Below are 13,861 nucleotides of genomic sequence, written 5' to 3' on the forward strand. Positions count from 1 at the left end.
ATGCCTGATCGGCCATCCGCCGCCAGCGCCGAGCCTGGCGGCGGTGCCGGTCCCGGGTTGTCCAGCGCCGCGAACGGGCCTACAGTGCGCGCCGTCGTACCCCACCCACCCAGAGGCCCACCACCCTGGACAGTCATAGTCGATCTCGTTGCGGCGCCTGAGCCGACGGAACCTTTGACCCCAAGGTCGCTCCCGTCCGCTCAGGACGGGGCTCGAACCTCCAGGCCGGCATTCTCGCCCTGGCCTCGCATCCCCCGACGTACATCCGAATAAGACCCGAGAGGGAGGTCTTTGGCATATCCGCGCATCCGGAGATGGCCAATGCCCTGGCTGTTTTCTTCGCGCGCCGTCGCTGCGGCGCTGTCCTGCGCTGCCTGATCGTTGCCGGGCGCGTTCCCCGCGCACGCCGGCGCCAGTTGGCTCGTCGACGACGCCGCCATCGTTCCGAGCGGGCATTGCCAGGTCGAGTCGTGGGTGCGCGCGCGCCCGCATCGACGCGAACTCACCGCAATCCCGGCCTGCGATTTGGCCGGCACCGAATTCGGCCTCGGCCTTAGTCGAGATGGCGGATCCGGCGCATCGGCGGGTCTTCGACCTGTTCCATCCGCAGGCCGCAGACCGCGTCCTTGATCAGCGCGGCCGGGTCGCAGCCGGTCGGCCAGGCGATGATCCGGCCGACCTCGTCCTCGCTGCGGCCCTTGCGTCCGGCCTTTTGTACCCGGTCGCGCAACGGATGTCGGTTTGCGTTTGCGATCGAAGCGAGCGCCGGCCGCTTCGATCGGCGCCGGTGCTTCGCTGGCCGGATCAGCGCAGGGGTTCGAGTTCCGGGATGACCGCCGCGGCCAGCGGCGCAAGCACCGACCAGCCGAGGGTCGCATACAGGCTGCGGCCCTCGTCCGTCGCGACCAGCAGCTGCGGCGTGGCCGCGGACCGCTTCGCCGCGCCGAGCGCGATCATCACCGCGACGCCCAAGCCTTTGCGCCGGTGCGCCGGTACGGTTTCGATCCGGTCGTAGATGAAGACCTCGTCGGTTTCCGCCGCGCAGCCGCTTGCGGCCAGATCGCCGTCCGGCCCGACAACGCTGGCGCGCACGACCGCCCCGGTCCGGTCCACCTGCATTGCGTATCCGTCCGGCAGCGGCTTGGCATCCGGGCGGGCCGCGGCCGCGAGCATGAAATAGTTCGTCGGCTGGATTTCCCAGCGCGCCGGCAGCGCGCTACGCAGTTCCTCGTCGGAGCCGCACAGCTTCAGGTAATGCCGCGGCGCGACGATCTCGTCGGCGACGACGCGCAGACCGTCGCACAGCTGCGGGAACACCCAGCGCTTGGTTTCCTTTTCCGAATGGGTATCCACCCGGAAGCCGCCGCGGTCGTGGACCGGGGCCGGCGAACCACGGGCGATGGAGTGCGCGGCCTGCCAGGCGAGAACGAGCTTCGGATCGATGCAGGATGAGGTCATGAGGGATAAGTGGAGGTGCGCGAAAGGAATGCGCGCTCCGGCGATCGCACTGTCGTGCCGATCGACTCCCGGCCGCGCGCCGCCGTGGCTCGGAACTAGAGCATCGTTGCGTCTCAGCAGCCAAGACGGCCGCCACGGCCGAGTTCAAAGGACAGCCCGGGCAAACCGCCGCAGGACACGCATTGCGCTCACGCCCTGTAGGTCACACCGTCCGGAACGCATCGCGTACGCGCGCCTTCGCAGCGAATGCCGCAAGCGCAGGGACCGTCCTGCCTCGCCCTCGTTCGTTCGCTACCGCGCCGGCCGGCGCGCGCCCCGCGCAGAGAACGGACAAAGAAAAAGCCCCAGCGTTTCCGCTGGGGCTTTCCGGGTTTGGTGGGCCGTCAAGGATTCGAACCTTGGACCTATCGATTAAGAGCCAGGGAAATTTTGCCATTAAGTCAATGACTTAAGTCATTCCAGCTTACCGGCTTCGCCCGCCTTCGATACCGCAGATCAACGTCTTAACAGCCATTCCGGTGTCCGCTGCCGGCCAGGAACGGACATCAGGGGGAATGCTGGAAGACGAGGGCAGGTACTGACGATAGCCAAACCTTCGCTTCATCGGCCGATTCGAACTCATTCGCGGTGGGATCGTCAATTTCGCCCACCGGTAATTCGGCAGAAGCAGCGAGCAGCTCGGCTAGCTGCTCATCTAGCGCGACCAGGTTGAACGAAGCTGTACCGCCTTGTACCCATTGAGCAAGTTCGTCGACTTCGTACCACTCAACGTGGCGGAAGTCCCGCAAGACGGTTCTTAGCGGCTCTTGGATACGCGGCATGCCAGCCCCCTGCCCCGTTTTGCTCCGCCGAAAAGAGGCTATCCGTGCGCTTGGGGGCGAAAGCGGCCTTCCGCTGGCCGCTTTCGAAGGTCGGGCTACGCCTCGGCATGCTCGGCAAGCATCAGGGCATCATCCACTTCTACCCCCAGATAGCGGACGGCGCTGCCGATCTTGCTATGTCCTGGCAATAGCTGGAGGGCGCGCACATCGCACGACGTACTACCCGATTTTCAGTCGATCTGTAGATAGCTTCGCGATCTGCCAGAACAGCAATGCGTTGCCCGTAGCTCGAGCCGAGAGCATCGCCCCGTGGATCGAGGCCATGAACATCGCGGCCTCTCCAGCTGGCGGCTCGACCAAGCGCATCACGCCCTTCGTCTCGCCCTCCGTCAGGGTCTGTGCGAGCCAATTCTGGAGATCGTTGAAGTGGCCGGTGACCTCCTCGGCCACCTCTGCCGGGATACTGGGCAATTCGGCCGCAAGCAATGCGCAGATGCAGATGGGAGGATTCGACTCCTGAATGCAGTCCGCCCAATAGCGGCTGTAGGCGACCAGTCGCGCGTAGGGATCGGGAATCGATTCGTTGAGTGACTGCAGTCCTCGCCGCATCGCCTGCCGGTGCTGAACGACGGTCGCCTTCACCAAGTCCGCCTTGGCCGGGAAGTGATGATGGATGCTGGCCTTCCTGACCTCCACCAGTTCGGCAATATCGGCATAGCTGAAGCCGTTGTACCCACCCGAAGCCAGCAGCTCGTTGGCCCGCTGGATGATCTCTTGCGCTTTGGGCGAATACTGAGGCTGGGCTTCTGCGGACGACATCAACGGGTTACCTGGTCTGGATAGGGACGCTGCTTATGAAGCGCTCGCACTTGCAGTGGAATGCCCACGATGAGCGCCAGGAAGAGCGCGCCCTGGACACCCAGCAGCAGCGGATCCTTCAAGTCTGTCACCACCGGATCGCCAACCGGAAGCCTGCGCAGGGTTTCGCTCACCGTGGGGACCATCAGCAGGAACACCGTGATGCTCAGCGACACCGTCTGGACGTAGGCCCACAGTCGCTTCGCCGGCCGCCACAGCGCGATGCCGTATCCGACCAGCAGAAACACCAGGGTGATCGTCGCGACGATCGAGCTCACCGGCTGGTGCGCGATGGGATAGACGGTGAGGATGCCCAGCAGCATGAACCAGAAGTAGGCGCGGCCGGGACCGGTCTCCGGAGCGATCCGCCCGTGCCTGACCAGCATGAAGACCGCAAGCGGGATCGCGGGGAGGCTTCCCAACGTGTGAAGCCAACCGATTGGAGAAATGCCCATGAGGAGTTCCTTGCTGAAGTCGAGTGAGTCTACCTACTGATAGGTAGATAGCGCAATAGGGGGCAGTCGCATGGACGCTTTCATGCCGACGGACGGGTCTTCTGTGCCGGGAGAGCCCGGCTTGCCGGCGGTGTCGCGGTCTGCGGTCGCTGCGCCATGGCCGATTCGCCTGCTGAGCCCGGCGCCCCCCTCGCGGTCACCGCCAGCCTCCGGCTGAGAACGGCGGCCACGGCCATGGCGCTGGCGATCACGACGCAGGCGGCCGCGAAGCCGGATGCCACCTCTTCGACGCCTGCTCCATCCGGCGCGAGCGAGAAGAAGACACCGCCCACCAAGGCGACGGAGAGCGCAGCGCCCAGCTGCATCGCTGCGCTGACCATGCCGGCCGCCAAGCCTGCCCAGCGTGGCTTCACGAGATCAACGTTCAATCGCACCAGCGCCGGCAGCGCGATGCCTTGTCCGATCCCCACCACCAGCAGAGGAACCCAAAGCCACGACGGCCGGTCGATCGCCGCCGCCCCGGCCGCCAGGACCAGGCCGAAGGCTTCCAGACTCATGCCGAAGGTCGCTGCGCTCGAACCCAGCCATCGCGAGAGCCGGAGACCGCACGTCGGCCCCAGCAGTTGCCCGATGCCGAGCGGAAGAATCGCCAGGCCCGCCGCGAGCGCGTCGCGACCCAGCCCGGCTTGCTGGTACACCGCGAACGTCAGGAACAACGCCGCCAAGGCATACAGCAGGACCGCCGCCAGCAGACCAAGAGGCAATCCGCGGGTTGCCGAGATGACCGAGGGCGGAACCAGCGTCGACGCCCCCAAGCGCTCCCGATGCTTTTCGTAGCGCCAGAAGAGGGCCAAGAGTGCAGGACTCGACGCCAGCGAGCCCAGGCTCCACCACGGCCACCCATGTTCGCGACCTTCGATCAGCGGAACCACCAACGCCAGCACGCCCAGTGCCAGCAGGATCGCACCGGCGAAATCCATGCCGCCGGCTTCCTCTCCCCGGGTCTCGCGCACCAGGATCAACGCGGCGGGAATGGCCAAGGCGATGACGGGAAGATTGATCAGGAAGACGCTGCGCCAGCCCATATTCCAAAGATCGGCCGATACAAGCAGCCCACCCAGAAGCTGCCCGCCAACGGAGGCCAATCCAAATGTTGCCCCGTAAAGACCGAGCGCGCGTCCCTTCTCGCTCGCCGGAAACAGCGCGTGGATGGACGCCAAGGCCTGCGGTGCCATGACCGCGGCCGAGATCCCCTGCAGAAATCTGCCGAAGATGAGCGCACTTGGCGAGGTTGCAAATCCACACAGAGCCGACGCCAGCCCAAACCCGAACATGCCGGCCACGAAGGTACGCCGGCGTCCATGGAGATCCCCCAGGCGACCGCCCAAGATGAGGGTGACGGCGTAGGCCATCGCATAGACCGACACGACCAGTTGCGCGACATCCGCCGATGCATGCAGATCGGACCGGATGGCCGGCAACGTCACGTTGACGATGAAAAAATCGAGCGGAGGCAGCAGCGTGCCGGACAGGAGCACGGCCAAGGCGGGCCAGCGGCGCGGGTCCGTTGCGGTGGGATTCGGATCGATGCTCAAGAGGTTCATCCTCGGAATGCCACGGCTCAGCGCATGCCGCCCGAGCCGATGATGTGTTCGCCGGTGACCCAGCCCGCGTCGTCCGACGCAAGGAAGGAGACGATCGACGCGATGTCCGTCACCTGCCCGATCCGGCCGAGCGGGGTCTGCTGCTCGTTCCAGATCTGGAACTCCGAGCCCATCACGCCGTTGGCGTGCGTACCGTCCGTCTCGATCAGCCCGGGGTTCACGGCGTTGACGCGGATTCCCCGTTGCCCCAGCTCCCGCGAGAGAACGCCGGTGATGGCATCGATAGCGCCTTTCGTTCCGCTGTAGATCGCGCTTTGGGTGGGCAAAATCCGGGTGACGAAGGAACTGACGTTGATGATGCTGGCGCCTTCGCCCAAGAAGGGCACGGCGGCTGCCGTGACCAGCAGCGACCCGAGTACATTGAGGTCGAACTGCTGGCGATACAGCTCCTCCGTGGTGTCCTCGATCTTTGCGAACTGATAGATACCGGCGTTGTTGATCACGATATCCAGCCGACCGAACCGGTCGACGGCCGTCTGGACGAGCGCATCCACATGCGTTTTGCTGCGTACATCGGCGCGCACGGCGACGGCGGTTCCGCCGGCGCCTTCGATCCCGGCAACCACCTTCTCGGCCTCGTATGCGCTCGAGGCGTAGTTGACGACCACCTTGGCGCCATCGCTCGCCAGCCGACGCGCGATGCCCGCGCCGATGCCCTTCGAAGCGCCGGTGACGAGCGCCACTTTCCCGTTCAACTTGCCCATGTCGTTGGATTCCAGATAAGGCTGGCCCGGGATGGGCCAACCCGCCAGGACGGCGTTTACCCATCTACCGAGATCTCCCGGACTTCGCCGGGGATGCCCACGGGTCGCAGAGCCAGACCATCGGTGCAGGGGCGGGCATGGTGGAATCAACAGGATTGTTTGTGGACTGCCATTCCTGCATATTTCGCGTACATTTTTGAACGAGCAATCGCGGGATGGAATGGAGTGATATCCGGATATTCCTCGCGGTCGTCCGCGGCAGATCGCTCGGCGAGGCGGCTCGCAGCCTGGGCGTGAGCCACCCCACCATCGGCCGTCGGATAAAGGCGCTCGAAGACGAGGCCGAGCAACCGCTCTTCCGCAGGACGAAAGACGGCTTGGTGCTCACGGATGCCGGAGACGCGGTGCTATCGCTCGCCGAATCCATGGAGGCGGCGGCGCTGTCCATGGAAAGGCGCCTGGCGGGCAACCATGAGCGGCTCGAAGGCCTCCTGCGGATATCCTCGGCGGACTGGTTCGCTGCCTATGTCTTGGCGCCGGTCTTTGTCGAATTGGGGCGCCTTCACCCCGGCGTCGTACCCGAGGTCATCGCGAGCTACCGACTGCTCGACCTTTCCCGTCGCGAAGCCGATGTGGCCTTCCGCATCGTCCCGTTCAGCGAGCCGGACATCGTCCAGCGCCGATTGATGACCATGCCTTACGGGCTCTATGGATCGGCGTCGACGATGCACGCGGTGGCGAACGATCCCCGTTCCGTGAGCCTGATTCTCATGAACTCGGCCCAGGCGCACTTCCCGGATGTCGCCTGGCTGCTGGACCGATTCCCGCACTCACGGCGTGGTTTCACCAGTACCAGCCGGAGCGTCCAGGCCCAGATGTGCCGTCGAGGGCTCGGAGTCGCGGTACTGCCGAGACCGCTTGGCGAGGGAATAGACGGGCTTCATCGCATCGACCTGTTCGGGGAACCTCCAGGAAGGGATGTCTGGGTGGGTTACCACCAAGACCTTCGCCACATGGATCGGCTAAGAGCTTTGCTCGATATCGCCGAAACGACGCTCCATTGATGCCTGCAATCGGCCGATAACGGACATTCGCGGCTCAACCCCTCGATGGCGAGCGATGACACATGGCATCGCCGCACAGCAGCTATCGACTGGAGTCGATGGCCCCGAGATGCGGGCCGGTTAACGTCATCGGGACAGGCCCTAACCAGCGACACTTTCTCGCGCGGCTATTCTCTCGACTAGCGTATTGATCGCCGCTTCCAGGGCTCGGGCGGTCTTGTCGCCGCTCTGGTTGGTGATGACGAATATGCCAAGGTCGTACTTCGGCATGATGTAAACGTAGCACTGCGATCGGGGCACGCCGCCATGATGGGCATAGTAGACGCCCTTCAAGCGGTCGCCACCGACGATGTTCCAGAAATAGCCGATACCGAACTCGGAATCGAATTCGACGAGGGCGCGACGCGATTCCGTCACGACGGGCCCGCCAGCCAGCTGGAATTTGAGGTACTTCAGCATCTCCGGGACCGTCGCCTTTACGTTTCCGGAGGCGCCCCAGGGCAACTCCGGCATCGGCGTGGTCGGTACCGCATTGTCACTGTGGTAGCCGACCGCAAGCCGGAGCGCCTCGACGTCGCTCAGCCTGATTCTGAGGCCCGACATTGCCGCGGAATCGCGAAAGAACCCGCGTAACAGCGACTCGTAGTCGCTGTCGTAAACCGTCTCCAGGATATGCGCCGCCAGTTGGGTACCGGCACTGGAGTAGGCGTAATCCTTTCCGGGCACCTGGCGAATCTCGACAGCGTGCAGGTCCCTGAAGAAGTCCGCCTTGCCGTAGCCGGTGTAAATGGCATTGAGTTCGCGGGGCGTACGCTGATCGGCGAAGTCCGCGAGCACCTTGTTCGCGCGTTCCGGCAACATGTTCGGCAGGCCGCTGGTATGCGACAGCAGGTGGCGGATGCGGATGGGATCGCCCTTGTACTGCAGGTTCGGGTAGTTCCCGTGCAGATACATCCGAACATCGTCGTCCAAACCCAGCCTGCGCTCCAGGACGGCGTTTGCCATCAGGGTCCCCGCCATGGTCTTGCTCAACGAACCGATTTCGTAAAGGGTCGCATCGGTCGGAGGGCCCGGCTTCCCGGTTTCCATGTCGCCGCGATGACGGATGAATTCCTGGCCCCGATATACGACTCCGATCGAGGCCGAGTGGAGCAACGGCTGCTCAATCAGCCTTGCCGCGACCTCATCGATGTCCGCACCCAGATCTTTCGCCGGCACACGCTCGTCCGTACAACCGGCGGCCAAGAGCACGGTCGACAATACGAAGTGGTTAAGCCATCGCCTGGTTCGAACCATCATCGAAATCGCCTGCATGCGTCAGCGTTTGAAGGGAAACGTAGGAAGGGTTTCTGCGTTGGCCGGCCAACCAGCCGACGTTTGACTGTGCCGGGGCGCTCGGACGGAGCCCCATCCAGCAACCAGAAGGCGTACGCAGATGTCTGCTTTGGGCAGGAAGCGGACCTTAGCACTGCCACCGCGGAAGCGACCGCCTGGTTGCCGCACGCTCGATCAACTGCCCCGCTCCCGGCAGAAGTATGGCCGGCGCTGGTCGCGCCTTGCGCCGCGGGCTCATTTTCCCGCGGCGGACAAAGAAAAAGCCCCAGCGTTTCCGCTGGGGCTTTCCGGGATTGGTGGGCCGTCAAGGATTCGAACCTTGGACCTATTGATTAAGAGTCAACTGCTCTACCAACTGAGCTAACGGCCCGGTGAAGCTAGGTGCGAAATGATACACCAGGATTTCGCACCGCACAACAACTTCAAAATTACTGCATTACCGCGTACTGCCATGCAACTGGGGTGGCTGAGGGGACTCGAACCCCCGACAACTGGAATCACAATCCAGTACTCTAACCAACTGAGCTACAGCCACCATAAAACGTTCGGAACGCAACGCCATTCGGCCTACGTCCCGCTGCGATTTGGCGCGCCCGGCAGGAATCGAACCTGCAACCACCGGCTTAGAAGGCCGGTGCTCTATCCGGTTGAGCTACGGGCGCCAGTCGAACAATCTTAACTGACGGCCGGCCTGGGACGGATGGTCGGGGCAGAGGGATTCGAACCCACGACATCCAGCTCCCAAAGCTGGCGCTCTACCAGGCTGAGCTATACCCCGAAGGGACTTCCTAGGCACGCCAATGCCGCGAAAGGCCGCATAGTGTGGTCGGCGCTGCGGTCCGTGTCAATCGTCTCGAAGCATTCCGAAACGCACGCCGAACCGACCCGGTTCGCGGCGCTCGTTCCGGGCATCGCCGCCTTGGCCGAATCCGGCGGCGCGGCTGGGCCCGCCGTCCGGCCGATCCGGCCTCCGCCGGCCCCGTGTATGCTTCGGCGGTCGGCCGGTCTCCCGCGCCGCGCCCTATCCAGCGATACGTTTCCCAAGGAGCAACACATGCGCAGCGGCAATCCCGCATTGAAGGAATCGACCTTCCTCGACCTCGGCAGCGGCGCCGTCGTGCGCGGCAGCGACCAGGCGATGACCCTGAACGGCACGGTCAACAAAACCGGCATCCTGCTGCTGCTGACGGTGCTGACCGCTTCCTTCGCCTGGAGCCAGATCCAGATCACCCCGCAAGGCGCGGTGGGCGCCACGCCCTACCTGCTCGGCGGCGCGATCGGCGGCCTGATCCTGGCCCTGATCACCAGCTTCAAGCACGCCTGGGCGCCGGTCACCGCTCCGTTGTACGCGCTGGTCGAGGGCTTCTTCCTCGGCGCGATCTCCTCGATGTTCGAGGCCCGCTTCCCGGGCATCGTGATCCAGGCGGTGATGCTGACCTTCGGCACCATGTTCGCTTTGCTGTTCGCCTATCGCTCCGGCCTGATCAAGGCGACCGAGAACTTCAAGCTCGGCGTGGCCGCGGCCACCGGCGGCATTTTCCTGATCTACCTGGCCAGCATGGTGCTGCGCCTGTTCAACATCAACATCCCCTACATCCACGAGTCCGGCATCGTCGGCATCGGCTTCAGCCTGTTCGTGGTCGTGGTCGCGGCGCTGAACCTGGTGCTGGATTTCGACTTCATCGAAACCGGGGTCGAGCGCGGCGCGCCCAAGCACATGGAGTGGTACGCGGCGTTCGGCCTGATGGTCACCCTGGTGTGGCTGTACGTCGAGTTCCTGCGCCTGCTGTCGAAGCTGCAGTCGCGCAACTGATCCGGCCTCGTCGGGCGGCAGGAAGGGGCGCCACGGCGCCCCTTTCTTTTTTGCCCCTTCGAGAGCGTCCGCGGCGGATACGAAAACGGCGCCTCGCGGGCGCCGTTTTCGCGATCGGGCGACGGGCGCCCGCAGCGGAACTCAGAAGCGGTCGTCGTCCTGGATCTCGAACTCGCCTTCGATGCCTTCCTTCGCCGGCGGCTGGTCGCCGACCGTCCACAGGCGCTCGAGCGCGTAGAACTCGCGCACCCTCGGCAGCATGACGTGGACGACGACGTCGCCGAGGTCGACCAGCACCCACTCCGCCTCGCGCTCGCCTTCCACGCCCAGCGGCATGACGTCGAGGTTCTTGGCGAACTTCACCACTTCGTCGGCGATCGACTTGACGTGGCGGGTCGAGGTGCCCGACGCGATCACCATGTAGTCGGTGACGCTGCTCTTGCCGCGCACATCGATTTCCACGACATCCTTGGCCTTGAGTTCTTCCACCGCGGCATGGACCGTCTTGAGCAGCAGCTCGGTCGGCGGCGGCGGGTTCGGCAGCTGGGTCTTGATGACTTGGGCTTGGCTGGTCAAGGGACGATCGGCTCTGTCTTCGGAATATGCCGGGATTATACCGGAGCGTCGGGAACGGCCACGTCATAGAGCCCGTGCCGCTCGATGTAGGCGGCCACCGGCGGCGGCACCAGGTCCGCCCAGGGCTCGCCGGCGGCGATCCGGGCGCGAACCTGACTGGCCGATTCAGCCTGCAACGGCTGGCGCAGGCGATAGACCCGGCCGGCCGGGGCCTGGCGCAGCGCGTCCACCGATGCCGTCTCGCGTCCGGCTGCGAACGGAATCCGCTCCGGCTCCAGCGGGCTGCCGGGGCGTTCGGCGACGATGAAATGGGCCAGATCGAACAGCGCCTGCCATTCGCGCCACTGCGGCAGGCCGAGAAAGCTGTCGGCGCCGACCAGCAGCGCCAGCGGACGCGCCGGGCCGACCTCGGCGCGGACCTCGCGCAGGGTCTCGACCGTGTAGGATCGGCCCTCGCGCAGCAACTCGCGCCGGTCGACCACCAGGCCGGGTTCGCCGGCCACGGCCAGCTCGAGCATGCGCGCGCGATGCGCGGCGCTGGCGCCCGGCACCGCCCGATGCGGCGGATCGGCAGCCGGCATCAGCCGCACCTGCGCGGTCAGCGCATCGCGCGCGGCGCAGGCGATGGCCAGATGGCCGTCGTGGATCGGATCGAAAGTGCCGCCGTAGAACACCAGCAGACCGGGCTCGCCGCCGTTCGCCGCGCGCATCGGCGGACCTCAGCCCGGCGACAGGGCGAGCAGGCGCAGCGCGCGCGGCTCGGCGACCGCCAGCAGCAGCCGCTCCAGCGCGACCCAGGCGTCGCCGGCCTCGCGGCCCTTGGCCATGCGGTCGACCCGCCCGGCCTGGGCCAGCAACGCCTCCCAGCGGCGCGCGTCGTGGCGCTGCAGCGCGCGCCGGTACATCGGCTGCTTGGAATCCCAGATCCGTTGCGCCTTGAATTCGGCGGCGATGTTGCCGCCGCGCGCATTGACCCGGGCCAGGGCCGCGGTGCGCTGCAGTTCCATCACCACCATGCCGAGCAGGGCCGGCACCGCCTCGCCCTCGGCGCGCAGGCCGGCGAGCATGCGCGAGACCTGCGCGCCCTGCCCGTTCATCGCCGCGTCCAGCACCCGGAACACGTCGAAGCGCGCCGCGTCGGCGACCAGCGCCTGCATGCGCTCCAGGTCCAGCGGTTGGCCGTCGGACAGCAGGGCGAGCTTGTCGACCTCCTGCGCGGCGGCGAGCAGGTTGCCCTCGACCCGGTCGGCCAGGCTTTGCACCGCCTCGCGCTCGGCGCGCAGGCCGCGCGCGCGCAGGCGGCGCTCGATCCATTCCGGCAGCTCGTGCGGCTTGATCGCCCAGGCGACGGCGACGTGGCCGATGCGGGCGATGGCCTCGCTCCACTTGCCGCCGTGCTGCTTGCTCCACTCGCCGGCGGTGACCAGCAGGCTCACGTCCTGCGGCGGGTCGGCGCAGAAATCGGCGATGACTTCGGCGCCCTCCTTGCCCGGCTTGCCGCTGGGCAGGCGCAGCTCGAGCAGTCGCCGGCTGGCGAACAGGCTGGGCGCGCGGAACGCGCCGGCCAGCGCGTTCCAGTCCGGCTCGCGCTGGTTGCCTTCGGCTTCGAACACTTCGCGTTCGCCGATGCCCTGCTTGCGCGCGGCGGCGCGCACCGCATCGGCGGCCTCGAGCACGCGCAACGGCTCCGGCCCGGCGATCAGATAGGCCGGGCGCAGCGGTTCGGCGTCGAGTTGGCCGAGCAGACGCTCGGGAGTCAGTTCCATGATCGGCGATGCCTCATCGGCGCGAGCCGGGCGCCGCTCAGCGCCGCTCGCTGACCGCGCCGACTCGGCGCAGCACCGCGGCGCTCATTTCGCGACGCAGCTCGCGCATCAGGATTTCGCGCTCGCCCTCGGTGCCGATCGCGTTGACCGGGTTGGCGACGTAGTCGCGCGCCAGCTCCACGCTCTGCCGCGGCAGCAGCGCCGAGCCGTCGGCCTTGCGCAGTTCGAACACCACCGCGTAGCGCAGGGTGTACTCCTGCACGCGGCCGAGTTCGTCGAGCGCGGCCGGGGTGTCGCCCCAGCGCTCGGACATCAGGTCGAGCACCGCGACTTCGCTGCTGTCCGCGGTCGCCGGCACCGCGCCGGCGCGGGTCAGGGCCTGGGCCAGCGATTCGGCCAAGGGGCTGTAGCGGTCGGAGGAGACCACCCGCACCGGACCGAGGTCGGGCGGCAGGGTCAGGGCCTGGCGCAACTGGAAACCGCAGGCCGACAGGGCCAGCACCGCGGCCGCGAGCGAAGTGCGCACGGCGGCGCGCAGAAAGGGGGAGCGAGGCGTCATGGGGCGAAGTCTGGACGAGGCGGCTGCGGGCATCAATAGCGGAGCCTGAACCGCGCCGCCTCGCCGCGCCATGGCGCGACTCAGTACCGGATCTCGTGCCCGGCGAACAACGCCTGCGGGGTTTGCGCGCCGGGCAGCGCCAGCAGCCGCTGCTGCCAGCCCTGCACCGCCGGCCAGCGCTCGGCCCAGGTCCGCGCCGGGAAGCCGGCGGCTTCGGCCCAGGGCTCGACCGCGTAGAACAGGTAGCCGTTGCAGGCCACGTCGGCGATGGTCGGCGCCGCTCCGGCCAGCCACGGCGTGGCGCTGAGCTGGGCCTGCAGGCGGTCGAGGTCGGCGATCGAGCGGCGGTCGTACCAGGCCAGCACCGCCGGGTCGTAGCCGCCGAACTGGCGGCCGTAGCGCGAGTGGGCGAGGTTGAGGCTGACCCGGTTGGCCTCCCAGCTCAGCCATTCGCGCACCTGCAGGCGCTGGTCGAGATCGGCGCCGTCCAGGCGGCCCTCGCGCTCGGCCAGGTAGTCGAGGATCACGTTCGACTGGCACAGCACCCGGCCGTCGATGCGCAGCACCGGAATCTCGCCGTGCGCGGCGAGCTCGCGGAACTCCTGCGAGCGTTGGTCGCGCGGGCGGCGGATGTCGACCTGGCGCTGTTCGAACTCGATCCCGAGCAGGCGCAGGGCCAAGGCGACCTTGTAGCTGAAACCGGAATCGGGGTGGCAGTAGAGGATCGGGGTCATGGCGGGCGGGTCGGAGATGGGGCTGGGGATGAGGGTGGGAGCAAGAGCGAAGCA

The 13,861-nt window shown here is 66.4% G+C and carries 16 protein-coding genes and 4 tRNA genes; 3 read left to right on the plus strand and 17 right to left on the minus strand.

The window, feature by feature from the left end:
* Positions 1 to 381: 381 nt before the first annotated feature.
* A complete protein-coding gene (locus AC3A57_RS21090; RefSeq protein ID WP_487580690.1) occupies positions 382 to 630 on the plus strand; it encodes a hypothetical protein in 249 nt (82 codons plus the stop codon).
* On the opposite strand, the gene AC3A57_RS21095 is transcribed toward AC3A57_RS21090, so the two are convergent.
* The 7 genes from AC3A57_RS21095 to AC3A57_RS21125 all read right to left on the minus strand — a co-directional run bounded on the left by AC3A57_RS21095 (position 554) and on the right by AC3A57_RS21125 (position 5,960).
* On the minus strand, positions 554 to 730 hold the full coding sequence (locus AC3A57_RS21095) for a DUF2200 family protein (protein WP_487580745.1): 177 nt from the start codon (positions 728 to 730) through the stop codon (positions 554 to 556). The two genes, AC3A57_RS21090 and AC3A57_RS21095, sit on opposite strands and share 77 nt — an antisense overlap.
* Before the next feature lie 74 nt (positions 731 to 804).
* A complete protein-coding gene (locus tag AC3A57_RS21100; protein ID WP_487580691.1) occupies positions 805 to 1,458 on the minus strand; it encodes a GNAT family N-acetyltransferase in 654 nt (217 codons plus the stop codon).
* Between the two features lie 545 nt (positions 1,459 to 2,003).
* Positions 2,004 to 2,279, minus strand: a complete 276-nt coding sequence (locus AC3A57_RS21105; RefSeq protein WP_487580692.1) for a hypothetical protein — start codon at positions 2,277 to 2,279, stop codon at positions 2,004 to 2,006.
* Between the two features lie 219 nt (positions 2,280 to 2,498).
* On the minus strand, positions 2,499 to 3,098 hold the full coding sequence (locus AC3A57_RS21110; protein ID WP_487580693.1) for a TetR/AcrR family transcriptional regulator: 600 nt from the start codon (positions 3,096 to 3,098) through the stop codon (positions 2,499 to 2,501).
* Positions 3,098 to 3,592: a hypothetical protein gene (locus AC3A57_RS21115; RefSeq protein ID WP_487580694.1), complete on the minus strand. Its 495-nt coding sequence runs from the start codon at positions 3,590 to 3,592 to the stop codon at positions 3,098 to 3,100. The genes AC3A57_RS21110 and AC3A57_RS21115 overlap by 1 nt, the downstream gene beginning before the upstream one ends.
* A gap of 80 nt (positions 3,593 to 3,672) precedes the next feature.
* Positions 3,673 to 5,187, minus strand: a complete 1,515-nt coding sequence (locus AC3A57_RS21120) for an MFS transporter (protein WP_487580695.1) — start codon at positions 5,185 to 5,187, stop codon at positions 3,673 to 3,675.
* A gap of 26 nt (positions 5,188 to 5,213) precedes the next feature.
* Entirely contained in the window at positions 5,214 to 5,960 is a 747-nt protein-coding gene (locus AC3A57_RS21125) for an SDR family oxidoreductase (protein ID WP_487580696.1), read from the minus strand.
* A gap of 215 nt (positions 5,961 to 6,175) precedes the next feature.
* On the opposite strand from AC3A57_RS21125, the gene AC3A57_RS21130 reads away from it, so the two are divergent.
* Positions 6,176 to 7,024 carry a LysR family transcriptional regulator gene (locus AC3A57_RS21130; RefSeq protein WP_487580697.1) on the plus strand — a complete coding sequence of 283 codons (849 nt, stop codon included), beginning with the start codon at positions 6,176 to 6,178 and terminating at the stop codon, positions 7,022 to 7,024.
* A 141-nt stretch (positions 7,025 to 7,165) separates the two neighbouring features.
* Here AC3A57_RS21130 and AC3A57_RS21135 read toward each other — a convergent pair whose 3' ends face one another.
* The 5 genes from AC3A57_RS21135 to AC3A57_RS21155 all read right to left on the minus strand — a co-directional run bounded on the left by AC3A57_RS21135 (position 7,166) and on the right by AC3A57_RS21155 (position 9,137).
* A complete protein-coding gene (locus AC3A57_RS21135) occupies positions 7,166 to 8,338 on the minus strand; it encodes a serine hydrolase domain-containing protein (RefSeq protein WP_487580698.1) in 1,173 nt (390 codons plus the stop codon).
* 315 nt (positions 8,339 to 8,653) lie between these two features.
* Positions 8,654 to 8,729, minus strand: a tRNA-Lys gene (locus tag AC3A57_RS21140).
* An 88-nt stretch (positions 8,730 to 8,817) separates the two neighbouring features.
* Positions 8,818 to 8,894, minus strand: a tRNA-His gene (locus AC3A57_RS21145).
* A 50-nt stretch (positions 8,895 to 8,944) separates the two neighbouring features.
* Positions 8,945 to 9,021 (minus strand) — tRNA-Arg (locus AC3A57_RS21150).
* Between the two features lie 39 nt (positions 9,022 to 9,060).
* A tRNA-Pro gene (locus tag AC3A57_RS21155) sits at positions 9,061 to 9,137 on the minus strand.
* 276 nt (positions 9,138 to 9,413) lie between these two features.
* Between AC3A57_RS21155 and AC3A57_RS21160 the strand changes: the two genes are divergently transcribed.
* The gene (locus AC3A57_RS21160) at positions 9,414 to 10,172 is read left to right on the plus strand and encodes a Bax inhibitor-1/YccA family protein (RefSeq protein WP_487580699.1); all 759 of its coding nucleotides are present in this window, start codon (positions 9,414 to 9,416) and stop codon (positions 10,170 to 10,172) included.
* Positions 10,173 to 10,313: 141 nt separating this feature from the next.
* Here AC3A57_RS21160 and rsfS read toward each other — a convergent pair whose 3' ends face one another.
* The 5 genes from rsfS to AC3A57_RS21185 all read right to left on the minus strand — a co-directional run bounded on the left by rsfS (position 10,314) and on the right by AC3A57_RS21185 (position 13,807).
* The gene (gene rsfS / locus AC3A57_RS21165) at positions 10,314 to 10,748 is read right to left on the minus strand and encodes a ribosome silencing factor (protein ID WP_221673297.1); all 435 of its coding nucleotides are present in this window, start codon (positions 10,746 to 10,748) and stop codon (positions 10,314 to 10,316) included.
* 35 nt (positions 10,749 to 10,783) lie between these two features.
* Positions 10,784 to 11,458: a nicotinate-nucleotide adenylyltransferase gene (gene nadD, locus AC3A57_RS21170; protein ID WP_487580700.1), complete on the minus strand. Its 675-nt coding sequence runs from the start codon at positions 11,456 to 11,458 to the stop codon at positions 10,784 to 10,786.
* 9 nt (positions 11,459 to 11,467) lie between these two features.
* The gene (gene holA / locus AC3A57_RS21175) at positions 11,468 to 12,514 is read right to left on the minus strand and encodes a DNA polymerase III subunit delta (RefSeq protein WP_221673299.1); all 1,047 of its coding nucleotides are present in this window, start codon (positions 12,512 to 12,514) and stop codon (positions 11,468 to 11,470) included.
* A gap of 37 nt (positions 12,515 to 12,551) precedes the next feature.
* Positions 12,552 to 13,073: an LPS assembly lipoprotein LptE gene (locus AC3A57_RS21180; RefSeq protein ID WP_221673300.1), complete on the minus strand. Its 522-nt coding sequence runs from the start codon at positions 13,071 to 13,073 to the stop codon at positions 12,552 to 12,554.
* A gap of 80 nt (positions 13,074 to 13,153) precedes the next feature.
* Positions 13,154 to 13,807, minus strand: coding sequence for a glutathione S-transferase family protein (locus AC3A57_RS21185; RefSeq protein WP_487580701.1), 654 nt, complete (start codon positions 13,805 to 13,807; stop codon positions 13,154 to 13,156).
* Between the last annotated feature and the right edge of the window lie 54 nt (positions 13,808 to 13,861).

It is taken from the genome of Lysobacter sp. Soil_C_15 (assembly GCF_057657315.1).

Excerpts from the sequence above, each read along its gene's own strand:
- AC3A57_RS21100 (WP_487580691.1), bottom strand. The coding sequence starts at position 1,458 with ATGACCTCATCCTGCATCGATCCGAAGCTCGTTCTCGCCTGGCAGGCC.
- AC3A57_RS21105 (WP_487580692.1), bottom strand. The coding sequence starts at position 2,279 with ATGCCGCGTATCCAAGAGCCGCTAAGAACCGTCTTGCGGGACTTCCGC.
- AC3A57_RS21110 (WP_487580693.1), bottom strand. The coding sequence starts at position 3,098 with ATGTCGTCCGCAGAAGCCCAGCCTCAGTATTCGCCCAAAGCGCAAGAG.
- AC3A57_RS21115 (WP_487580694.1), bottom strand. The coding sequence starts at position 3,592 with ATGGGCATTTCTCCAATCGGTTGGCTTCACACGTTGGGAAGCCTCCCC.
- AC3A57_RS21125 (WP_487580696.1), bottom strand. The coding sequence starts at position 5,960 with ATGGGCAAGTTGAACGGGAAAGTGGCGCTCGTCACCGGCGCTTCGAAG.
- AC3A57_RS21130 (WP_487580697.1), top strand. The coding sequence starts at position 6,176 with ATGGAATGGAGTGATATCCGGATATTCCTCGCGGTCGTCCGCGGCAGA.
- AC3A57_RS21135 (WP_487580698.1), bottom strand. The coding sequence starts at position 8,338 with ATGCAGGCGATTTCGATGATGGTTCGAACCAGGCGATGGCTTAACCAC.
- AC3A57_RS21160 (WP_487580699.1), top strand. The coding sequence starts at position 9,414 with ATGCGCAGCGGCAATCCCGCATTGAAGGAATCGACCTTCCTCGACCTC.
- nadD (WP_487580700.1), bottom strand. The coding sequence starts at position 11,458 with ATGCGCGCGGCGAACGGCGGCGAGCCCGGTCTGCTGGTGTTCTACGGC.
- holA (WP_221673299.1), bottom strand. The coding sequence starts at position 12,514 with ATGGAACTGACTCCCGAGCGTCTGCTCGGCCAACTCGACGCCGAACCG.
- AC3A57_RS21180 (WP_221673300.1), bottom strand. The coding sequence starts at position 13,073 with ATGACGCCTCGCTCCCCCTTTCTGCGCGCCGCCGTGCGCACTTCGCTC.
- AC3A57_RS21185 (WP_487580701.1), bottom strand. The coding sequence starts at position 13,807 with ATGACCCCGATCCTCTACTGCCACCCCGATTCCGGTTTCAGCTACAAG.